This is a genomic window from Streptococcus taonis, from assembly GCF_029948085.1.
In the GTDB taxonomy this organism is placed as follows: Bacteria; Bacillota; Bacilli; order Lactobacillales; family Streptococcaceae; genus Streptococcus; species Streptococcus taonis.
The window spans coordinates 1-21760 of sequence record NZ_JARZZP010000009.1 but is presented as its reverse complement, the minus strand read 5'-3'; the positions used below and the strand labels follow the sequence as shown (position 1 = coordinate 21760).

Below are 21760 nucleotides of genomic sequence, written 5' to 3'. Positions count from 1 at the left end.
CCTTTTTACTGCTTACTAATTTTCTTAATACTCTGATAGAGAAGATACCCAACAATCATTCCAACAAAATTCTGCAACAAATTGTGAGGAATATCTGTCAGAGCTACACCCCAACCTTTCATCCAAGAAGTCGCACATGCATAACCGGCTACCATGATAAAAGTTGCCAAAACTAATCCAAGCCATTGCCATTTCCCTTTAAAACCTGCAAAGTAACCCTGCAAGCCATGGAAAAGCAAGCTGAAGAACATCCAATGAGGATAACCTGAAATCAAGTCAATAATGAAACCTCCTAGCCCTCCGACAACAGCTCCTTCCCGGCGACCATAATAAAAAGCGGTGAAGAAGATACCAGCATCTAAAAGAGTTAAGATTCCTGTTTGAGTTGGGATTTTTACAATATAACCTAAAACTACTGATAGAGCAGTAAGTATAGATAATAGGGCGATTTTACTTGTTTTGGTTTGCTTCATATTGTCTTACTCCATATTGATCTGCTTGTGCGATAGCACGGTAAACAAAAGCTTTAGAACTTTCTACTGCTGGTAAGATTTCCTCTCCTTGTACTAATTGACTGGCAATGCTCGATGCAAAGGTACACCCTGCACCAGCATTTTGCCCTTGGATGACTGGATTTTCAAGAATAGTGAAATTCTCTCCATCATAAAAGACATCCACAGCCTTATCCTGACTGAGGCGATTTCCACCCTTGATAATCACTGCTGGTGCACCCAAGTCATGTAATTTCTGCGCTGCAGCCTTCATGTCTTCCAAACTTTCAATCTTTTGGTCTGCTAGCAATTCTGCCTCAGGAAGATTCGGAGTAATCACAGATACATAAGGGAAAAAGCGAATCAACTCTTGACAGAGCTCGCTGACTGCAACGTCGTGCGTTTCCTTACAAACCAATACAGGGTCCAAGACTACTGGAACTCCTTCACGTTCCTTGATGAAATTCAAGGCTTTCTCAGCAACACCAACAGTCGGTAAGAGACCAATCTTAATCCCTCCAAAATCTACGCTCTTGAGGCTATCCAACTGTTGTTGGAAAATAGTCTCATCTGTTGGGAAGACCTCAAAACCATTTTCCGTCAAAGCAGTTAAACAAGTCATAGCTACAAAACCATGCAAACCATTTAAAGTATAGGTCGCAAGGTCAGCAGCTAGTCCACCACCACTAAAAATATCATTTCCTGAAAGTGCTAAAATACGATTATTCTTCATAAGAAATCTCCTTTAAATACAAACCATTGGGTGCTGCAGTTGGACCTGCCAACTGTCTGTCTTTTTTCTCCAAGATGAGGTCAATCTGTTCAACTGGCATACGGTTGTTACCAATTTTCAGCAAGGTTCCAACCATATTTCGAATCTGCTTATAGAGGAAGCCATTGCCAGAGAAAGTAAAGGTTAAAAATTGTCCTGTTTCATCAACCCTAAGACTAGCTTCCGTGATCGTCCTGACCTTGTCCTCCACACTAGTCCCTGATGCTGTAAAACCAGTAAAGTCATGTGTGCCCTCTAGTTTTTTTATAGCAAGTTGCACCCTCTCCACATCTAGTGGATAAGGATAGTGGGTCGCATAATGACGTCTCATAGGATTTTTAGGACGTCCTCTATCCACGATAAACTCGTAGGTCTTGCTATGCTTGGCATAACGGCAATGAAAATCATCAGCCACAATCTCAATCGAAATCACATCGATGTCTTCAGGACTTTGGGTATCAAGAGCAAAGCGAAGTTTTTCCTCATCCATCTGATAGGGGAGATCGAAGTGGATGACCTGACCTAATGCATGAACACCACTGTCCGTTCGCCCAGCACCATGAATGGTAATGGCCTGTCCTTTATTTAATTTGGTTAGAGTTTTTTCAATTTCCTCTTGGACACTACGCGCGTGAGGTTGCCGCTGAAAACCAGCAAAAGCGTAGCCATCATAGGAAATGATTGCTTTATATCTAGTCATGTATCTATTTTATCAAGAAAATTTCTCTGCAACAAGTTTGAAAACCAAAAATTGTAAGGGTACAGTTTCTGGTATCATCTAGTTCTTATCTATATTTTCTCATCATATATTTTCGTACAGGTACTTCAACCATTTGAACGATTTCAAATCCCTCTTTTTGGTAAAGATTTTTTGCTCTTTGATTTGCCTCGAAGACATTTAGAGAAATAGTATCTATGTCTTCATTTTCAAACATTTCTTGAACGAAGTCTTGGAAAGCTTTCCTACCTATTCCTTTTCCCTGCTTCTGTGGAGCTATGAGAAATCTTCCAATATGAAGATTTTTATCTTCTAATTTGATTTTCTGGATGACGCCTACAAACTCTTCTCCAACAAAAATGGAAAAAATTCCTTCCAACTTCTGTAAGGATTGAGCAATTAAGGGATAAGAAATTTTTGGCCCCATCCATTGCTTCTGAAAACTTTCTCCCAAAGTATTAGACCACTGACAAATGAGTTGGGCATTTTCTAACTGAAGTCCTTTTTCAAAGTGAATTTTCATATTTGTTCCTAAAACTTCTCCTATATCCAACTATTATACTCTTTCTCTTATTTTTTCCGAATAAATAAGTATGATTCATCTTTACTTTTTTCTTGTTGGAACGATTCTTGCTTCCTTTCTAGGTTTAGTCATCGATCGCTTCCCGGAACAATCCATCGTCTTTCCTGCAAGTCACTGTGATTCTTGTCAGACTCGTTTGAAACCACTGGATTTGATTCCGATTGTTTCTCAAGTAGTCTATCGCTTTCGCTGTCGCTATTGTAAGGTCAACTATCCTTTCTGGTATGCCCTTTTGGAGTTGGGGTTAGGACTTGTCTTTCTAGCTGGGTCTTTGGGATTTCTAACTCTGAGTCAAGTCATCCTAGTAACTGCTGGCTTGACTTTGAGCATCTATGACCTTCGTCATCAAGAATATCCCTTGATCGTCTGGCTAATTTTTCACTTAATCCTCATGGCTTGCTGTGGTTGGAATCTAATCATGGCTTTCTTCTTGATTCTTGGAATCATTGCTCATGTTATCGATATCCGCATAGGTGCAGGTGATTTTCTCTTTCTGGCCTCTTGTGCCCTAGTTTTTACACTTACAGAAATACTGATTCTCATCCAATTTGCCTCCACAACTGGCATTCTTTCCTTTCTCCTACTAAAGAAAAAGAAAAGACTTCCTTTTGTGCCTTTCCTCTTGCTGGCTGCTTGTATGATTATTTTTGGTAAGCTACTGCTTGTTTGATAAAGTCCAATTTCTATCATATGTCCTTCATGAAATTATTTCACAGTTAAATTATAAATTATTTCTTTTATACAAAGGAATGATATTATCAAATTGATCTGTTCTTTTATCTTCTTGATATTGATCAAAAAATTTCATTTCGACCGAAAATATTTCGCTTATAAACTGTAAACGAATACTTTGTTTAGACATTATCGTCGCTAGACTGACTAGACGATTACTCAAAACAACGTCCAGAATACTCTTTACTTTGCTTGGTTTTTTAACAAAAATTTGATCATCCAAAGGTTCAATAATTTTGTAACCTTTTTGCGCAATTTGACGATAAAAGTAAGAATGTTGCTTTGGAGTCAATAATCCTAACTTAAAAGCTCGATACTCTAAAGCCTGTATCGAAACATTCAAATCCGACTTCAATAAAATATAACTATCAGGATTGCTAACACGTTTCCCTACCCTCTCTTCAAATTTGACTAAAAACTCTTCTTTTGGCAATAAAAAACATGATGCAAAATAATTTGCTTCTTGCTCCAAACAATCACCATCTTCATTCATATCTTTATATTTGTGCAAAAGAATATGTCCTAGCTCATGAGCTAAATCAAAATTTCGACGTACAGATGATTTATTCGTTCCCAATACAATATAAGGTCTTCCCGATTTTGACCATGCGCTATAAGCATCAGCTTGACCATTAATGAGTCGTTCCACGATATAGATTCCTGAACGTTCTAATTTATAAAGCAAATCATGATTATCTTTTGAAATGCCTAATTTTCCTCTGGCGTAAAGAGCCAATTCCTCAATAGATTCTCCCTTATGATAAGATTCACTCACTACATTACTTAGGTCATGAATTGTAATATTAGGTATAATTACAAAACTTTCAAAATAATCAATCAAACTATCTACCTTATGTAAATACATAGTTTGAATATCTATTGTTTTCCGTGTTGCTAGATCTGCATTTCTAAAGGCAATTACAGAAGAATCAAATCGAATGCTCTCTTCTTCCTGTTCAAAATAAGTTAAATCAACATGAAATTGGTTGGCCAAATGCAGTCTAGTTGATAATTTAGGTTTCGTTTCGTTAGACTCAAACTGCCAAATGGCTTGTTCCGTTAAATTAATTCTCTGAGCCAATTCTGCTCTACTTAAACCATTTAACAGCCGTAATTCTTTCAATACCCGACCATTAAACATTTACATACTCCTTACTACTTTTGAGCTTCTTGTTTTTCTATTCTTGGAATAATTTCAAAATCTTCTGTTTCCGATAATTCTGAAAAATTAGGAATATCTTGATATTTAGCTTCTTCGAAATGGTACGAACTTGATTGAATATACTCAGACAAATCCTGAATCAAGTGTAACTGACCAGTTCGTGCATCAGGCATAACAACATCTACAGATATAATATTGTTTTCCGAGTCCGCCTCATAAGTTAAAATCATAAATTTTTCGATATTCGAATTTTTAGTAGCTTGTTCAATTTCTTGAATCATTTCATCAGAAACTAACTCCATCTGAATTGGAAAAGAATGACTATCTTCATCATTTTTGTAGGAAGAATGTTGATTAAGATAAAGTGTATTCATCCTAGCATATTCAAATAAGTAGCCACTCTTATTTTTTTGTACCAAAGGAAATTGGCTCGTAAGTCGCTTCTTACCCTTTATAATTAACAATACTTTCCCATATTTTTCTGTATTTGTTTCAAATTCTAAATATCCCCAAGTCTGTCCTGCTAATTGTAATTTATACTCAAACAAATCTGCTGATGCAAATGCATTATCAATATGATTAGGTCGCGTCCATGCATAACCATTCGACACTTTCATTGTCTCTCTTTTTTCTAGACGTTCATCTACATAATCTTTTTGACCTTTCATCAAAGTATCTACAATTTTTTGTGCCTTGAGCGAATCAAAGAGATCCTGATTCAACATAATTCTTCCTCCTCCGAATACTTTTTAATGAATTATATCATTTTCTTAAAGAAATTACTACAATAATTAGCTTTTTCTTAAAGTTACATATCAGAGTAACTTAGCAAATGATATCTAAAACTGGCCTTTCTCCTACAAAAGAAAAAGGAAAGACTTCCTTTTGTGCCCTTCCTCTTACTTGCTGCTTGTATGATTATTTTTGGTAAGCTACTGCTTCTCGGATAAAGTCAGCAATTTCGTCCACTTGTCCTTCATGTAGAGCTCTAACAATTTTGGATCCAACGATAACGCCGTCTGATACTGCATTAAATCGTTCTACATCATCCTGCGTGGATACACCAAAACCTGTCAATACTGGAATATCTGCCACTTGATGCAGTTGAGCCAAGTGCTTGTCCAAGTCATCTCGGTAATTACCTGCTTTCCCTGTCACCCCGTTGATAGCAACGGCATAGACAAAACCTTCAGCTCCCTCAATGAGTTCTTTTTGACGCTCAATTCCTGTCGTCAAGCTGACAAGTGGAATCAAAGCAATGTCTGTGCCTGCCAAGAAGGGCTCTACAAAATTAGCATGTTCATGAGGTAGGTCTGGAATAATCAAACCTTTAACCGCTGTATCAGAAAGGTCTTTAACCAATTTCTCCACACCGTACTGAAAGAGGGGGTTAAAATAGGTCATGATGACAAGCGGGATTTCTGTTTCAATGGTTTTCAAGGTTTCAACCAAAGCCTTGGCAGAGGTTCCGCGAGCTAGACTGCGCAAGCCTGCTTCTTCGATAACTGGACCATCTGCAACTGGGTCTGAGAAAGGAACTCCCACTTCAATAGCAGAAACACCCAAATCTTCTAAAAAGTGGATTGTTTCAGCAAGACCATCCAACCCTTTCTCGTGGTCTCCGGCCATGATATAGGGAACGAAAATTCCCTTTTTTGATGCTTTAAGAGTTGTCAATTTTTCTGTTAAAGTCTTAGGCATGAGCTGCTCCCTTCTTTGCTGCATCTGCTTCCAAGCGGTCTTTGACTTGAACCACATCCTTGTCACCACGTCCAGATAAGCAGACAATCATGGATTTGTCTGGTCCAAGTTCTTTGGCCAATTTTACCGCGAAAGCGATAGCGTGGCTAGATTCCAAGGCTGGGATAATCCCTTCCACACGAGACAAGAGTTGGAATCCTTCCAAGGCTTCCTCGTCCGTCACTGGCACATAGGTCGCACGTTTGATATCGTGGTAGTGAGAATGCTCTGGACCGATACCAGGATAGTCCAATCCTGCTGAGATAGAGAAGGCTTCTAAGATTTGACCATGAGCATCTTGGAGTACATCCATAAGCGAACCGTGAAGGACTCCCGGACGGCCCTTGGTCAAGGTTGCCGCATGGTGCTCTGTATCCACACCTAGTCCTGCCGCTTCAGCTCCATACATAGCTACTGACTTATCTTCCACAAATGGATGGAAGAGACCGATAGCATTTGAACCACCACCAACACAAGCTACTAGGGCATCTGGTAGATTTTCACCTGTCAACTCTCGGTACTGTTGCTTAGCTTCGCGTCCGATGACACTCTGGAAGTCTCGAACAATTTCTGGGAAAGGATGAGGCCCCAAGGCAGAACCGAGGATATAGTGAGTATCATCGATATTGGCTACCCAAGAACGAAGGGCTGCATTGACTGCATCCTTGAGCACACGCGAACCATCGATCACTGCTTCGACCTTAGCTCCCAAAAGCTCCATACGGAAGACATTGAGGGCTTGGCGTTTGACGTCTTCCTCACCCATGTAGATGGTACACTCCATGCTAAAGAGTGCTGCAGCTGTTGCAGTCGCTACACCATGCTGACCGGCACCCGTTTCAGCGATAATTTTCTTTTTACCCATACGTTTTGCGAGTAAAACTTGTCCTAAGGCATTGTTAATCTTGTGGGCACCTGTATGGTTGAGGTCTTCACGTTTGAGATAAATCTTGGCTCCGCCGATATGCTGGGTCAAATTTTTTGCATAGTAAAGAGGCGTTTCACGTCCCACATACTGGCGCAAGAGTTGGTTTAATTCCTCTTGGAAACTTGGATCTGCCTGACTTTCACGATATGCCTCTTCCAACTCCAATACTGCTGTCATCAATGTTTCCGGGACAAAACGTCCACCGAATTTCCCGTAAAATCCATCTTTATTTGGTTCTTGATATGCCATTCTTTACCCTCTCTATAAATCTTCTAATCTTTTCATGATCTTTTTGTCCGTCCGTTTCTACTCCACTTGATACATCTACTGCAAAGGGAGTAAAGTGTTGAATTGCTTTTGCTACATTATCCTCATGGAGCCCACCTGCGATGAAGAAAGGCTGGACCATCCCTGTCGTATCCAATTTCCCCCAGTCAAAGGTTTGACCACTTCCCGCCACAGGAGCATCAAAGAGTAGATAATTTGCCTGAGAACTTGGAATGTGACCATTCCCATCGACTCGAACAGCTTGAATACTGGCACAAGGTAAATTTTCAAATAGTTTATCTACTACCTGACCGTGAACTTGTACAAAGTCCAAACCAACTTTGTCTACCGCTTCTAACAGTTCTGCCCGACTTGGTGAAACAAATACACCAACCTTTTTTACATCTGCGGGAATGATTTTAACCAGCTCAGCAGCCTGATCTAAGGTCACCTGTCTTTTACTAGGTGCAAAGACAAAACCGATGTAGTCGGCTCCTGCTGAGACAGCTGTTTCTACCGCTCCTTTGGTCGATAATCCACAAATCTTAACCTTTGTCAATCTGCAACTCCTTGATTCTCTGGGCTACATCTTCTGCCTGCATGAGAGCTGTTCCCACCAAAATTCCGTTAAAGTATGGTGCTACTCGTTTTGCATCCTCCTCTGTAAAAATAGCAGATTCGGAAATGTAGAAGCAATCATCCTTGAAATATTTGGCCAAGTCTACACTGGTCTGTAAGTCGACTTCAAAGGTGGTCAAGTTGCGATTGTTGACACCGATAATTTGAGCTCCAAGTCTATGAGCCACTTCCAGTTCAGCAAGATTATGAGTTTCCACCAAAACTTCTAGACCAAGATCTGTCGCGTAGTCATAAAGCTCCTTGAGTCGTTTTTCAGATAAGGCCGCTACGATGAGCAAGATGACGGTCGCACCTGCATTGCGAGCACGGATGATTTGCTTTTCATCGATAATAAAATCCTTATTCAGTGTCAGGATCTGTACCTGACTAGAAATCTCACGAAGGTACTCCAAATGACCTTTGAAGAAAACTTCATCTGTCAGAACAGAAATCATAACTGCTCCGTTAGCCTCGTAAGTCTGGGCCTGTTTTACGATATCCACATCAAGATTGATATCACCTAGACTTGGACTTGCCTTTTTGACCTCAGCAATGATTTGCAAACGGTCTTGGTGATTTTTTAAATATTCACTCAATCGATAAGTTTGACGCAAGGATTGAAGCTCCTCTCGCTCCATCTTTTCAACTTCACGCGCCTTTTGCTCTAGGATACGTGATAAAAATTCCTGACTCATCTTTGGTACTCCTGTAGTAGTCTGAGTTTTTCAAGGGCCTTACCACTGGCAATCACTTGACGTGCCAATTCAACTCCGTCCTTGATACTGTCTGCTTTCCCATTGGCGTAGAATCCGAGACCTGCATTTAAGACTGTTGTTTCCAAGAATGGACTTGGTTCGTTATTAAGAACACTGACAAGAATGGCTGCATTCTCATGAGCATTTCCTCCACGAATGTCTTCAATAGCAATGCGTTCCATTCCCAAATCTTCTGGAGTAAAGGTTGATAAAGTAATTTCACCATTTTCAAGAAGGGCAATGCTGGTAGTTCCATTCAAACCAGCTTCATCCAATCCTTCTGGACCAGCTACTACAATGGCACGTTTGCGACCCATGTTTTTCAAGACCTGAGCAGTACTTTCCAGAAGTTCAGGACGACTGATTCCTAGAAGCTGTGTTTCCAAAATCATTGGATGGATGAGCGGTCCTGTCAAATTCATGATGGTTGGAATTCCCAATTCCAAACGAGCTGGCATAATGTATTTCATGGCTGGGTGCATGTTTTTGGCAAAGAGAAAGACGATTCCTGTTTGATCAAACACCTTACCCAATTGTGATGGTTTGAGGTCAATATTGATTCCCAAAGCTTGCAAGACATCTGCTGACCCAGATTTAGAAGAAATAGAGCGATTTCCATGTTTGGCCATGTGGATTCCTCCACCTGCCAAGACAAAGGCTGCAGTTGTAGAAATGTTGAAGCTAAATGACTTATCTCCACCTGTACCACAGTTATCCATAGCATCTTGAATATTTGTTGGAATGTGTTGAGCATGTCCTCTCATGACTTGAGCGAGGGCTGTTCTTTCTTCAGGTGTTTCTCCCTTCATTTTAAGAGCTAAAAGTAGTGAAGCGATTTGTGCTTCTGTCACTCGCCCTGTCACGATGCGTTCGATAACATCTGTCATTTCAACACTTGATAGATCTTCAAAGTTCGCTAATTTTTCAATAATTTCTCTCATTTTGTGTTCCTCACTTTACAACTTTCTCGATAAAATTCTGAATAGAAGATAGACCATCTGGCGTTCCAATACTTTCTGGATGATACTGCAAGCCATAAATCGGCAAGGTTTTGTGTTGAATACCCATAATAGCTTGGTCATCTGTCGAGCGAGCTGTCACTTCAAACTCTTCTGGCATCTCTTCAATTAAAATACTGTGGTAACGCATGACTGGACGATTGTCCTCAATTCCTTGATAGATAACTGACGGAGTCTCAAATCGAATCTGGCTTTGTTTACCGTGCATAACTTTAGGAGCCAAGCCTAACTTACCACCAAAGACTTCTGCAATGGCTTGGTGCCCCAAACAAATCCCTAGAATCGGTTTCTTACCTGCAAAATCACGAATCATGTCTTCCATCTTCCCAGCATCAGCTGGCCAGCCTGGGCCAGGAGAGAAAACTAATCCATCTGCCTTTGTAGCTTCTTCATAAAGGTTTGGGTTATCATTTCTCAAAACCTGAACTTCTGCGAAATTCCCGATATATTGAGCCAGGTTATAGGTAAATGAATCATAATTGTCAATCAATAGAATCATGGTCTTAGTTCTCCCATTCTAGTCATAGATTTAGCTTTGTTAATCGTTTCTTGGTATTCGTTCTGAGCGATGGAATCATAAACAATTCCTGCACCAGCCTGTACGTAGGCTGTTTTATTTTTAAGAATCATGGTTCGAATTGCAATGGCGAAATCCATGTCTCCAGTTGCTGATAGGTAACCGATAGCTCCTGCATATACGCCTCGCTTCTCTGTTTCTAGTTCATAGATGCGTTTCATGGCCCGAATCTTTGGTGCTCCCGATACTGTTCCTGCCGGAAGAGTCACCTTCAAGGCATCCATTGCAGTTAATTCTGGTAATAAACGTCCTTTAACCACGCTGGTCAAATGCATGACATAGCGGAAGAGCTCCACTTCCATATACTTGGTGACTTGGACACTTGCTGTTTCAGAAATTCTACCGATATCATTTCTGCCCAAGTCTACTAACATTCGATGCTCTGCTGTTTCCTTCTCATCCGAAAGCAGGTCTGTCGCCAAAGCCTTGTCTTCTTCATCCGTAGTTCCTCTTGGTCGCGTACCTGCAATTGGATTGGTTATCACGATACCATTCTTGACGGAAACCAAGCTCTCAGGACTGGCACCGATGATTTGATAATTTCCAAAATCATAAAAGTAGAGGTAATTTGATGGATTGGTCACTCGAAGATTTCTGTAAAAGTCAAAAGGATTTCCAGTTACCTCTGCGGAGAAGCGCTGGCTAAGCACACATTGGAACATATCTCCATTGCGAATCAAGTCGCGAGCTGTTTCTACCATTTCTTCAAATTTCTGAGGTGCAATATGTGGTCTAAACTGAAGTGGAGAAACGTCCAAATCTTCAAATTCATTTGGAGCAGGGATTTTCAACTCTTCTAAAACCTGATCTAAAGCCACTTCTAGTTCTTCATTACTACGTTCACTGTAGAGAGCATCCTCGATGACATGGATTTTTTCCTTCTTGTGGTCAAAGACAATGTAACTCTCATAGATGAAGAAATGCATGTCTGGCGTTCCAATTGTATCCACAGGGAGCTGGCCAATCTCTTCATAGAGAGAAATCATATCGTAGCCAACAAAGCCAATAGCTCCACCACCAAAGGGTAGTTCTGAATGGTGCTGACTCTTATAAGTTACTTCATAAAGGAAATCCAAGGGATCACGATCAATCACCTGGCCATTTTGATAAAGAACTCCATTCTCAAACTTAATCTCAAAAACTGGGTTATAGGCTAAGATAGAAAATCGAGCATTTTCTTTTTCTCTTGGGATACTTTCAAGTATGACCTTGTGTTGTCCGTTTAAACGCATATAAGCCAAGATTGGTAATAAAACATCTCCATGAATGATTCGTTCCATTGTAATTTCCCTTTCACTTCTACTTCTAGTCCGTGGCGACTGTATGAAAAATCCCCACGCAAAATAACTTGCGTGAGGACGAAATTCGCGGTGCCACCTCAATTATAGGATTTCTCCTATCTCTCATTCCTGTCTCAGATAGCTCCTGTAACAGGTTGTGCGATAAAGGGCACTCCCTTGAGAATCATGTTTTCTTCTCTCAATTCAGATGGACCCAACCTTACAGCTTTCTCTGCTTGTTTTCAGCAACCACAAGCTCTCTGTGAGAGAAATCTCTGTATCTTTTCCATCTTTTATTTTTTAGCTTCAAGGTAGTCTGCAATAGCAGCTACGTCCTTGTCTCCACGACCAGAGACATTAATGATGATAATCTCATCTCTACTTAGTTTTGGTGCTCGTTTGACTGCTTCTGCGATAGCATGGGAGCTTTCAATAGCTGGGATAATTCCTTCAGTCTTGCTAAGTAGAAGCAAGGCTTGAACAGCCTCTTCATCAGTCGCTGCAACATACTCTACACGACCAGAGTCTTTAAAGAAGGCGTGTTCTGGTCCAACCCCTGGATAGTCTAAACCAGCAGAGATAGAGTAAACAGGTGCAACATTTCCATCTTCACCAAAGACTGCATAGGTTTTCATTCCATCGACAATTCCTACACTACCCTTGGTCATTGTTGCCGCGTGTTTATCGGTATCTAAACCGTGACCAGCAGCTTCTACCCCAACCAATTTAACTTCTTCATCAGCTACATACTGCGAGAAGGCACCGATGGCATTAGAACCACCACCCACACAGGCAATGACGTAGTCTGGCAAACGTCCTTCTTTTTCCAAGATTTGACGACGAGATTCTTCACTGATGACTTTTTGAAACTCATGGACAATGGTTGGATAAGGGTGAGGACCTACAGCTGAACCTAGAACATAGAAAGCTTCAAGGTCATTCATCCAGGCTCCAAAAGCTGCATCAACCGCATCCTTCAGAGTACGTGTTCCTGTTTCAACTGCGTGAACGGTTGCTCCCATCATCTCCATGCGGAAGACATTGAGACGTTGACGCTCCACATCTTCTGCCCCCATGTAGACATCACATGCCATACCAAATTTGGCTGCAGCAGCCGCAGTCGCAACGCCGTGCTGGCCAGCTCCTGTCTCAGCAATCACACGTTTTTTACCCATGCGTTTAGCAAGAAGGATTTGTCCAAGGACATTGTTAAGTTTGTGAGAACCCAGATGGTTAAGGTCTTCGCGCTTGAGGTAAATCTTAGCGCCACCTAAGTGCTCTGTCAAGCTTTCAGCAAAATAGAGTGGTGTTTCACGACCTGAATAATCCTTCAAGTAATGACGAAACTCAGCTAAAAACTCTGGATCATCCTTGTATTTTTCAAAAGTCACTTCCAATTCATCTAGTAAAACCTGAATTGGTTCTGGTACAAAACTACCACCAAATTGTCCAAAATATCCTTTAGTTGTCATAAAATTTTCCTCCTTCTGTATGAATCCGGCTTTTTATTTGCTTTTAGTAGTGAAATGGTCTGGGGGACCATTTCAGCCTTTACTAAAAGAACAAGTGAAACTTGAATATTACTCTCAGTTAACTCCCTAATAAAAGATAAACAAAATGACGGATAGAAAAAGCCCACACACGGAATATATTTCCATGTGAGGGCGTTTGTAACGCGGTACCACCTCATTTGTAAAGAGACTATCCCCTTTACATCTCTGCCTTGTCTAACAACAAGTTGCACTGTAAGGTGTGCCTACCGAATTTTCATTGTTTCAAATTCACTTTTAAAATCAGCCCAATTTCACTAGTTTCAACCACCTGTTCGCAGTAACCACAGGCTCCCTGAAGATTAAAAATAATTACTTTTCTGATTTGTTGAGTTAATTATATGTTATTGTTTTTTCTTTGTCAACCGTTTTCACTAATTTTTTACTAATTTTTTTAATTATTTTTGTGAAGCGCCTAGAACTTCTTCAGAAACTCGGATAAAAGTCTCAATGATATAATCTACTTCTTCATCCGTTAATTTCGTGTGAAGTGGTAGTGTAATTTCATTTACAAAGAAGGCATAGGCCTTAGGATAGTTTGCCATATCAAAACCAAGATTCTTGTAGGCTGTCAAAAGTGGTAGCGGTTTGTAATGAACGTTACTTGCGATTCCTGCCTTGGCCAATTCTTGGATAATTTGATTGCGTTGCTCAAGACTAGCACCTTCTACATGGGTGATGTAAAGGTGACGACAAGATTCAACAGTATCTGTCTCATGAGCCAATGGATGGATAGGAGTTCCTGCAAATCCACGGTCATAGCGAGTTACGATTTCTTTACGACGTTGAAGCAAGCCAGGATAACGGTCCAACTGTACCAAACCAAGCGAAGCCATGATATCAGTCATATTGCACTTGTATGCGGGTGTTACGATATCGTATTCCCATGATCCTAGTTGCATCTTGGCAAGAGCATCTTTTGTTTGACCATGGAGGGAAAGGATTTGGAATTCCTTATACATTTCTTCATCATCAATCGCTGGATTGGCTTTCCAAGTGGCACTTCCTCCTTCTGCAGTTGTAAAATTCTTGACTGCGTGGAAAGAGAATGATGTGAAGTCTGCAATTGAACCGGCTGGTTGTCCCTTGTAGGTTGAACCCAAAGCGTGGGCACTATCAGAGACAATCACAATACGGTTAAAGGCCTTTTGCCACTTGCTAGCAGCTTTAAAGAGGTCACGTTTCTTCTCAACAACTTGGAACAAACGGTCATAGTCACAGATAATCCCTGCTAGTTCTACCGGGATGATGACTTTAGTCTTCTCAGTAATAGCTTGCTCAAGCTTGTCATAGTCCATTTCAAAGGTATCAGCTTGGATATCAACCATAACTGGTGTAGCACCTACGTGGGTGATGACACTACATGATGCTGTGTAGGTCATAGCTGGAACGATAACTTCGTCACCAGGTCCTACTTCAAGCACGCGCAAGATCAATTCAAGAGCTGCTGTTGCAGAGTTGAGGCAGACTGTCTTAGGTGTCTGAGTATAGACAGATAGACAACGTTCTAATTCTTTTGTCTTTGGACCTGTTGTGATCCAACCAGAACGAAGGGTATCGGCTACTTCAGCAATTTCAGCTTCGGTAATATCGGGTGGTGAAAATGGAATATTATACTTTGTCATTGATTTACTCCTTTTACTGTATTCACTCTTGTGACTACTTTATTTTAAAACTTCAACTACAGTCTGGAACATGATCTTGATATCTCCGAAGAAATTAAAATCACGTAGGTAGGCTAGGTTAAAGTGCATTTTCTCTGGAAGGACTCTTTCCACATAAGCCTGGTCAACTGTCATACCTTTTGCAGTCATTTGACTGATGATGGCATCCTCATCCTTATAATTAATGCTAGCAAGCGATGTAATCCCCGCAGGTAAGAGCAAGGTAGCCATCATTTCAGGGCTATACTGCTCTGTGTAGCGTGGTACCTCTGGGCGTGTTCCTACAAAGGACATCTCTCCTTTGAGGACATTGACCAATTGCGGCAATTCATCCAAACGAACACGTCGAATGAAATTTCCAACTTTAGTGATACGACTGTCATTTGCAGAAGTTACTAGACTTCCTTTTTTATCAGCATCCGTCACCATGGTCCGGAATTTCCAAATCTTGAAATGACGGTTGTACTGGGTTACCCGCACTTGCTTGTAAATAACTGGACCCTTGCTATCTAGCTTGATCCAGATGCTTAGAATCAGAAATAAGGGGGAGGTCAAGATTAACAAGACTACGGCTAGAAACAAATCTAGACAACGCTTGAAAATCAGTGAGCCTTTTCTTCTAGACACAAGCTGGTAGTATGGTTTTACCTCGCTCAATTGCATTTCTTGAGGTAGTTCATCCCATTTCAGCATGCACATTCTCCTCTGTTTTTTATATATAATCTTTATTAACATTCTACATTATACCACAAAATGAAAGAGGCAGTGCAAGAAATCTGTGTTTTAAGGAATTCTTCCTTAGGAAAGAGCACCTGCCTGCAAACTATACATCTTGTGATAGGTTCCACCCAATGCTAGGAGTTCCTCGTGGGTTCCACTTTCGATGATACGTCCCTTATCAAGAACATAGATACAATTAGCATCTTGAATGGTAGAAAGGCGATGGGCGATGGCAATGGTTGTCCGACCTTGTCTCATCTTAGCTAGGGAATTTTGGACCAGAGCTTCTGTTTCAGAGTCGATATTGGCTGTCGCTTCATCCAAAATCAGGATTTTAGGTTGACTGGCAACAGTTCTAGCAAAGGCAAGAAGCTGACGTTGACCAGTTGAAAAACTCGAACCACGCTCAGATACAGGAGCATCATAGCCTAATGGAAGGTCCTGAATGAAAGAATCTGCATCGACAAATTCTGCTGCAGCCTTGACTTGGTCATCGCTGATATCTTGGTACATGGCGATATTGGACTTAATGGTCCCATGATAGAGGAAGGGGTCCTGTAGAACCAAACCTATGTTTTTTCTAAGCTCATCTTGACTATACTCTCGAATATCCACACCATCTAGTAGTACCCGACCTGACTGAAATTCATAAAAGCGCATCAGAACATTGATGATAGATGATTTTCCAGAGCCAGTATGCCCGACAAAGGCAATGGTTTCACCTTTATTGACGGTAAAGGAAATATCATCGAGAATCTGGTGTTTTCCATCATAAGAGAAGGACACATGCTCAAAGCGGATATTTCCTTCTTGAATCTTGAATTGGCCATTTTCTTGGACCGGTTCATAGTTGGACTCATCGATCAGTGCAAAAACACGACCTGCTGACACCATGGATGTCTGAAGAGTAGAAAAGTTCTGTGTCACCTCGATGAGCGGATCAAAGAGACGGTTGATGTACTGGATAAAGGCATACATAGTTCCTGCCGTTATTCCTAGATAAAGACCACGATAGCCAAAATAAGCCATCAAAACTGCATAGCCCAACAGCTTCAACAAACTCATAGCTGGACGTAAAAAGAGAGAATCCAAGGCTACTGAACGGTTAGCATAGACTAGGTGTTCCTGGTTTATCTCATCAAACTCTTCTTGCAGGCGTTTTTCTTGGTTAAAGGCTTGAATAATACGAATTCCTTCGATATTTTCTGCCAGCTTACTGTTAATATCTGACAGTAGACTTCTGGTTTTTTCAATGACCTTGACCGATTTTTTACGGTAGAGATTGACCAAAAGGAAAATCAAAGGCAGAAAGAGCAAGACTAAAGCAGTCAGACGATAGTCCAGAACTAACATGGTATAAAGGGTCGTCACGAATATAAAGACTGCCGAGATAAAGCTAGATAAGAGCCCCGAAAACATATCACTAATGGTCTCAGTGTCGTTGGTCAAACGAGAAACGATGGAACCTGCAGGCGTTTTATCAAAGTAAGACATGCCTAGCTTCTCCATATTGGCAAAGGCATCACGTCGGATATCTCTAACGATGCTGTAGGACACGCGCGCAAAAAGGAGATTCCCCACATATTGGACAATGGTTTGAAGAATGTAAAGCCCATAGTAAACTAGCAAAACTGTAACAGCAAGCTGATTGAGATTGTTTAGATACTGGTCGATAAAGTGAGAAGCTACCAGGGGGATAATACTCTTAACAACAGTCGTCGCGAGTAGAAAAGCAAGGGCTAAAAAGGTTAGGAGACTATAGGGCTTAAGATAAGACAACAAACGCTTCAATACAGCCCATTGTTCTTGTTTATTCCGCATCTTCTTCTCCTTTCATTTCTAACTGTTGAGACTGGTAGGTTTGTGCGTACCAACCATCCAAGGCTAGTAAGTCTTCGTGCCTGCCTCGTTCAATGATGCGGCCATTTTGCATGACCAAAATCAAATCTGCATGGACAACTGCACTGAGACGATGGGCAGTGATGATGGTCGTTTTATCTTTGCGAGTTTCCTTGAGATTATCGATAATAGCAAACTCTGTCTTGGCATCTACCGCCGATAAGGAATCATCTAAAATCAGGATATCAGGATTTAAAATCATAGCCCGACTCATAGCCAGACGTTGCTTTTGTCCACCAGATAGACTGACACCTTTTTCGCCGATAACTGTATCAAATCCTTCAGGCATGGTTTGAATGTCTTGATAGACTTGAGCCAACTGAGTCGCTTCTTCTACTTCTGAGAAAGGCAGGTCGGGATTTCCAAAGCGGATATTATCTAGGATAGAGCTGGCAAAGAGAAATTGGTCCTGTGGGACGTATCCCATCAAACTACGCAAGTCAGCTAGTCGATAGTCACGAATATCATGACCATTTAGATAAATGGCCCCTTGGTCGACATCATACTCACGTAGGAGCAACTTAATCAAAGCCGTTTTTCCTGAACCAGTCTGCCCAACCAAGCCCAAGGTTTGCCCTTTTTCGAGACTAAAATGTATATCTCTCAGCGTCTCTTCGTCTTCAAAGGCAAAACGATCAATAGCATAGTCCAAACGGCCATTTTCAATCCCGTCAAGTGGAGATTCTGGGTCTTTGACAGGTGATTCTTGAGATAAAAGGCTCTCAATACGCTGGTAAGAAACTTTTCCTCTCTGAGTAATATTAAAGAGGAAACCAATCGCCATCAAGGGCCAGACCAACATATCTAAGTAAGAGATAAAGGTGACAAGATTACCAACGGTTACTTGTCCTGCTTGCACCATAAAGGCACCTACCAAGAGAGTTAAGGCATAAGAAGAACCAACAAAGAGCAGAACCATAGGGTCAAAGAGGCTATCGTATTTCATGGTTTGCAGATTTTTTTGGAAGGTCAAATCATTGACTTCCTGGAAAGATGCCAATTCATCAGACTGATAGCCAAAGGACTTGGTTACCTTGATACCTGATACTGACTCTTGAACCTTATTGTTGAGTTCAGAAAAGGCTGCTTGTGATTCTCCGAAAGCTTTATGGGTCTTTCTCCCCAAACGACTAGTCGCATAGGCCATAAATGGCAAGGGTAGAATGGCAACCAAGGTCATCTGCCAAGAAATACTAAAGAGCATGGTCAAGAGAGTCACCAAGGCTGTGATAGAGGCATCCACTGCCATCATGACACCACCACCTGCTAAACGAGTCAGAGCATTGATATCATTGGTTGCGTGAGCCATCAAATCCCCAGTCCGATAACTCTGATAAAAAGCGGGAGACATCCTTGTAAAATGTTCAAATAGTCTTGAACGCATGATTTGTCCAAGTCGGTAGGAAGTCCCTAGGATATACATACGCCAAACGTAACGCAGATAGTACATCCCGAAAGCTGCCAACAGGAGATAAAAGAGATGAAGCAGGAGCTCATCCTGTGCTAATCGTCCTGAAGTGATGGCATCGATCACGCGCCCCATAACCATAGGTGGGATGAGGTTGAGTACAGAAACCAAAACCAAAGCTACAATTCCAACGAGGTAACGACGTTTTTCTAACTTAAAAAACCACCAGAGTTTTTGGATGATAGACATAAAATTCCTTTCTAATGACAAATGGAAACCTGAGGCATGAACCCCAGGTTTTTCTTATTCATAGGTGACAACGCTTAGTTGACCTTTATCATACTCAGCGATAAAGATATTGGCCACATTATCATATCCTTGCTTATTCAGATGATCTAAGAGCCATTCTTCCGTTAAGCTGAGAGTATCGAGGACATCCGACTGAATGACACCGTCTGTGATGACAGGATACTTAGGATTTTCATCTCCATTTTGTACTACAATCAGCTGACCGCTTTGCTCTTGTACAGCACGCTTGACTTCTTTAAGCTGGAAGATACCTTGGCTACGAAGTTTAAGGGCTACGTCAGAAGCTGATAATCCGACAGAACGGCAGGCTTCTGGATCGATTTCCCCATTTTTGATGAGTAGAGTTGGTTTTCCATCAATCATTTGTTTCACAAAACCAACATTGTTCGTAAGCCATTTAAGCGACAAAACTAAAATCGTCCACATAATCAAGATAACTGCATACTGAAGGATGGTAATAGAGCTATTATAGATTACCCCACCGATGATTCCCCCAAGAACATAGTTTTGGATTTGGTCAATTGCTGAGTTGGGCGCTAGATTTCCCTTCCCTGTCATGTTGATAACAAAGACAAGAGATACAAGACCTAAAGCCAGTTTAATAAGAATCTCGATATAGTTAAATGTCATTTGTTTGCCTCCACTAATTCAATGTCGCTTGTTTGATACAAGTCAAGTTTTTCCAAGAGATATTTATCCGGTTCACTCCCACTTAAAGCACGGTAGTATTTGTCTCCTACCTTGAGAAGTGCACCATCTGTGGCTGCAGAAGTATTGACGTAGACTTCTGATTTATCCACCCCTAAATCCTCAGAAACAACTTCTATAAAATGGAGTGAAGTTTGAAATTGATTATTAGAAGCTTGATTTGACTGATAAGTAGATATAATACCGAGAATGACAGCCAGTAAAGCCAAAGATGAGATCATCACCAACTCGCGAAACTTGGTTCCTCGATGGTCGCGGTAAGCCTTAAAAGCAAAAAATCCAGTGATGGCAAGCAAGAATATTCCAAAGCCAATCATGACACTATTTTGTTGGCCAATCTGGCTCAAGACATATTCATATGAGTAAAATTTCATTTATTTTCAATCCTTTACATAAATCATTCTTTATTATAAAGGAATGACCTTGATTTTTCAAACTATACGCTGGGGAAATGTATTCTTTTCTGGTATAATATTGTCTATAATCTGAATGAAAAGGTACACATTATGAAACTAATCTCATGGAATATTGATTCCCTCAATGCAGCACTGACGAGTGATTCTGCGCGTGCGAAATTATCACAAGATGTCCTACAAACCTTGATAGCCGAAGATGCTGATATCATCGCTATCCAGGAAACCAAGCTTTCAGCTAAAGGTCCTACTAAAAAACACCTTGAGGTACTGGAAGAACTCTTCCCAGGTTACGAAAACACCTGGCGTTCCTCTCAAGAGCCTGCCCGTAAAGGCTATGCTGGAACCATGTTCCTCTATAAGAAAGAACTGATCCCAACTGTTAGCTTCCCAGAGATTGGCGCCCCTTCTACTATGGACTCGGAAGGTCGCATCATTACTCTAGAATTTGATACATTTTTCGTGACTCAAGTTTACACACCAAACGCTGGTGATGGACTCAAACGCTTGGAGGAACGTCAAGTCTGGGATGTCAAATATGCAGAGTACTTGGCTCAACTAGACAAGCAAAAACCTGTCCTAGCAACCGGAGACTACAACGTTGCCCACAAGGAAATTGACCTTGCCAACCCAGCCAGCAACCGCCGTTCACCAGGATTTACAGACGAAGAACGTGAAGGATTTACAAACCTTTTAGCCAAAGGATTTACAGATACCTTCCGCCATATCCATGGCGATGTGCCAGAACGCTATACTTGGTGGGCACAACGCAGCAAGACTTCAAAAATCAACAACACAGGCTGGAGAATCGACTACTGGCTCACAAGTAACCGTGTAGCAGACAAGGTTACCAAGTCAGACATGATTGACTCAGGCCCACGCCAAGACCACACACCGATTGTCTTGGAGATTGATTTCTAAGGAGAAAACGAATGGACTATCAAGCTGTCATCCCTGAATTTGTCGTATCGGATATCGAGAAATCGCGTCACTTCTACTGCGACTTATTGGGATTCTCTGTCGAATACGAGCGTCCAGAGGAAAAATTTCTCTTCCTTTCGCTTGAAGACTGCCAACTTATGCTAGAGGAGGGGAGTAAGGAGGAACTAGCTGAACTAAACTACCCCTTTGGTCGTGGTGTCAATATTTCCTTTGGTATCAAGGATGTCCCTCAGCTCCACCAAAAACTGCTGGAAGCCAACTATCCCATCTATCGTCCTTTGACTAAAAGAGAATTTCGAGTTGGTGAACAATATATCTACCCTCATGAATTTGCAGTTCTAGACCCAGATGGCTATTTTTTAAGATTTAGTGAATAGGATAATAAAACATTAGTGTGGGAAAGTAATAAAAAAAGAGGCATGTGCCTCTCAGAACGAAGACAAACGTTATTTTTGGCGTTTGTCTTTTTCTCTTTTCAAAAATGGTTTGTCTCATCATCTGATAT

23 protein-coding genes, 1 pseudogene and 2 other annotated features are annotated in these 21760 nt (G+C 41.1%); of the genes and pseudogenes, 4 read left to right on the top strand and 20 right to left on the bottom strand.

Going from position 1 to position 21760, the window contains the following annotated elements; genetic code table 11:
• Nucleotides 1–5 precede the first annotated feature (5 nt).
• The 4 genes from QEZ38_RS05980 to QEZ38_RS05965 all read right to left on the bottom strand — a co-directional run bounded on the left by QEZ38_RS05980 (nt 6) and on the right by QEZ38_RS05965 (nt 2504).
• Nucleotides 6–473: an ECF transporter S component gene (locus QEZ38_RS05980; protein WP_281335323.1), complete on the bottom strand. Its 468-nt coding sequence runs from the start codon at nt 471–473 to the stop codon at nt 6–8.
• The gene (locus QEZ38_RS05975) at nt 451–1224 is read right to left on the bottom strand and encodes a bifunctional hydroxymethylpyrimidine kinase/phosphomethylpyrimidine kinase (protein WP_281335322.1); all 774 of its coding nucleotides are present in this window, start codon (nt 1222–1224) and stop codon (nt 451–453) included. The genes QEZ38_RS05980 and QEZ38_RS05975 overlap by 23 nt, the downstream gene beginning before the upstream one ends.
• Nucleotides 1214–1963 (bottom strand): tRNA pseudouridine(38-40) synthase TruA, encoded by a 750-nt coding sequence (gene truA / locus QEZ38_RS05970; RefSeq protein ID WP_281335321.1) that lies wholly within the window; start codon nt 1961–1963, stop codon nt 1214–1216. Before truA ends, QEZ38_RS05975 begins: the two co-directional genes overlap by 11 nt.
• Before the next feature lie 85 nt (nt 1964–2048).
• On the bottom strand, nt 2049–2504 hold the full coding sequence (locus QEZ38_RS05965) for a GNAT family N-acetyltransferase (RefSeq protein WP_281335366.1): 456 nt from the start codon (nt 2502–2504) through the stop codon (nt 2049–2051).
• 70 nt (nt 2505–2574) lie between these two features.
• Here QEZ38_RS05965 and QEZ38_RS05960 point away from each other — a divergent pair, with 70 nt between their 5' ends.
• Nucleotides 2575–3234 (top strand): prepilin peptidase, encoded by a 660-nt coding sequence (locus QEZ38_RS05960; RefSeq protein WP_281335320.1) that lies wholly within the window; start codon nt 2575–2577, stop codon nt 3232–3234.
• A 51-nt stretch (nt 3235–3285) separates the two neighbouring features.
• Here the strand turns inward: QEZ38_RS05960 and QEZ38_RS05955 are convergent, their stop codons facing one another.
• Nucleotides 3286–4437, bottom strand: a complete 1152-nt coding sequence (locus tag QEZ38_RS05955; protein ID WP_075231470.1) for a spr1629 family repressor/antitoxin — start codon at nt 4435–4437, stop codon at nt 3286–3288.
• Nucleotides 4438–4451: 14 nt separating this feature from the next.
• Complete coding sequence (locus QEZ38_RS05950; RefSeq protein ID WP_075231471.1) at nt 4452–5183, bottom strand: spr1630 family ClpXP-sensitive toxin; 732 nt, start codon at nt 5181–5183, stop codon at nt 4452–4454.
• A gap of 120 nt (nt 5184–5303) precedes the next feature.
• On the opposite strand from QEZ38_RS05950, the pseudogene QEZ38_RS05945 reads away from it, so the two are divergent.
• Nucleotides 5304–5408, top strand: a pseudogene (locus tag QEZ38_RS05945) (prepilin peptidase); the annotation flags it as partial.
• Here QEZ38_RS05945 and trpA read toward each other — a convergent pair.
• From trpA to QEZ38_RS05875, 14 genes are all read right to left on the bottom strand, one after another.
• Nucleotides 5377–6159: a tryptophan synthase subunit alpha gene (gene trpA / locus QEZ38_RS05940; RefSeq protein ID WP_281335319.1), complete on the bottom strand. Its 783-nt coding sequence runs from the start codon at nt 6157–6159 to the stop codon at nt 5377–5379. The pseudogene QEZ38_RS05945 and the gene trpA sit on opposite strands and share 32 nt — an antisense overlap.
• On the bottom strand, nt 6152–7375 hold the full coding sequence (gene trpB, locus QEZ38_RS05935) for a tryptophan synthase subunit beta (RefSeq protein ID WP_281335318.1): 1224 nt from the start codon (nt 7373–7375) through the stop codon (nt 6152–6154). The genes trpA and trpB (QEZ38_RS05935) overlap by 8 nt, the downstream gene beginning before the upstream one ends.
• Nucleotides 7353–7952: a phosphoribosylanthranilate isomerase gene (locus tag QEZ38_RS05930; protein ID WP_281335317.1), complete on the bottom strand. Its 600-nt coding sequence runs from the start codon at nt 7950–7952 to the stop codon at nt 7353–7355. Before QEZ38_RS05930 ends, trpB (QEZ38_RS05935) begins: the two co-directional genes overlap by 23 nt.
• Nucleotides 7939–8706, bottom strand: a complete 768-nt coding sequence (gene trpC, locus QEZ38_RS05925) for an indole-3-glycerol phosphate synthase TrpC (protein ID WP_281335316.1) — start codon at nt 8704–8706, stop codon at nt 7939–7941. Before trpC ends, QEZ38_RS05930 begins: the two co-directional genes overlap by 14 nt.
• Nucleotides 8703–9707, bottom strand: coding sequence for an anthranilate phosphoribosyltransferase (gene trpD, locus QEZ38_RS05920; protein ID WP_153225486.1), 1005 nt, complete (start codon nt 9705–9707; stop codon nt 8703–8705). The genes trpC and trpD overlap by 4 nt, the downstream gene beginning before the upstream one ends.
• 10 nt (nt 9708–9717) lie before the next feature.
• A complete protein-coding gene (locus tag QEZ38_RS05915) occupies nt 9718–10284 on the bottom strand; it encodes an aminodeoxychorismate/anthranilate synthase component II (protein WP_281335315.1) in 567 nt (188 codons plus the stop codon).
• Nucleotides 10281–11642: an anthranilate synthase component I gene (gene trpE / locus QEZ38_RS05910; protein WP_281335314.1), complete on the bottom strand. Its 1362-nt coding sequence runs from the start codon at nt 11640–11642 to the stop codon at nt 10281–10283. The genes QEZ38_RS05915 and trpE overlap by 4 nt, the downstream gene beginning before the upstream one ends.
• Before the next feature lie 71 nt (nt 11643–11713).
• Nucleotides 11714–11945: a binding site (T-box leader), on the bottom strand.
• A complete protein-coding gene (gene trpB / locus QEZ38_RS05905; RefSeq protein WP_281335313.1) occupies nt 11936–13114 on the bottom strand; it encodes a tryptophan synthase subunit beta in 1179 nt (392 codons plus the stop codon). Its footprint overlaps the feature before it by 10 nt.
• Nucleotides 13115–13299: 185 nt before the next feature.
• Nucleotides 13300–13524, bottom strand: a binding site (T-box leader).
• A 66-nt stretch (nt 13525–13590) separates the two neighbouring features.
• Nucleotides 13591–14817, bottom strand: a complete 1227-nt coding sequence (locus QEZ38_RS05900; protein ID WP_281335312.1) for a DegT/DnrJ/EryC1/StrS family aminotransferase — start codon at nt 14815–14817, stop codon at nt 13591–13593.
• Between the two features lie 39 nt (nt 14818–14856).
• Complete coding sequence (locus QEZ38_RS05895) at nt 14857–15549, bottom strand: sugar transferase (protein ID WP_004251491.1); 693 nt, start codon at nt 15547–15549, stop codon at nt 14857–14859.
• Between the two features lie 105 nt (nt 15550–15654).
• Entirely contained in the window at nt 15655–17397 is a 1743-nt protein-coding gene (locus QEZ38_RS05890) for an ABC transporter ATP-binding protein (protein WP_281335311.1), read from the bottom strand.
• A complete protein-coding gene (locus QEZ38_RS05885) occupies nt 17387–19132 on the bottom strand; it encodes an ABC transporter ATP-binding protein (protein WP_248035966.1) in 1746 nt (581 codons plus the stop codon). The genes QEZ38_RS05890 and QEZ38_RS05885 overlap by 11 nt, the downstream gene beginning before the upstream one ends.
• A 54-nt stretch (nt 19133–19186) precedes the next feature.
• A complete protein-coding gene (locus QEZ38_RS05880) occupies nt 19187–19822 on the bottom strand; it encodes a DUF421 domain-containing protein (RefSeq protein WP_153225478.1) in 636 nt (211 codons plus the stop codon).
• On the bottom strand, nt 19819–20274 hold the full coding sequence (locus QEZ38_RS05875) for a DUF3290 family protein (RefSeq protein ID WP_153225477.1): 456 nt from the start codon (nt 20272–20274) through the stop codon (nt 19819–19821). Before QEZ38_RS05875 ends, QEZ38_RS05880 begins: the two co-directional genes overlap by 4 nt.
• Before the next feature lie 132 nt (nt 20275–20406).
• On the opposite strand from QEZ38_RS05875, the gene QEZ38_RS05870 reads away from it, so the two are divergent.
• The gene (locus QEZ38_RS05870; protein ID WP_153225476.1) at nt 20407–21234 is read left to right on the top strand and encodes an exodeoxyribonuclease III; all 828 of its coding nucleotides are present in this window, start codon (nt 20407–20409) and stop codon (nt 21232–21234) included.
• A gap of 11 nt (nt 21235–21245) precedes the next feature.
• Entirely contained in the window at nt 21246–21632 is a 387-nt protein-coding gene (locus QEZ38_RS05865; protein ID WP_281335310.1) for a bleomycin resistance protein, read from the top strand.
• Nucleotides 21633–21760: the final 128 nt, after the last annotated feature.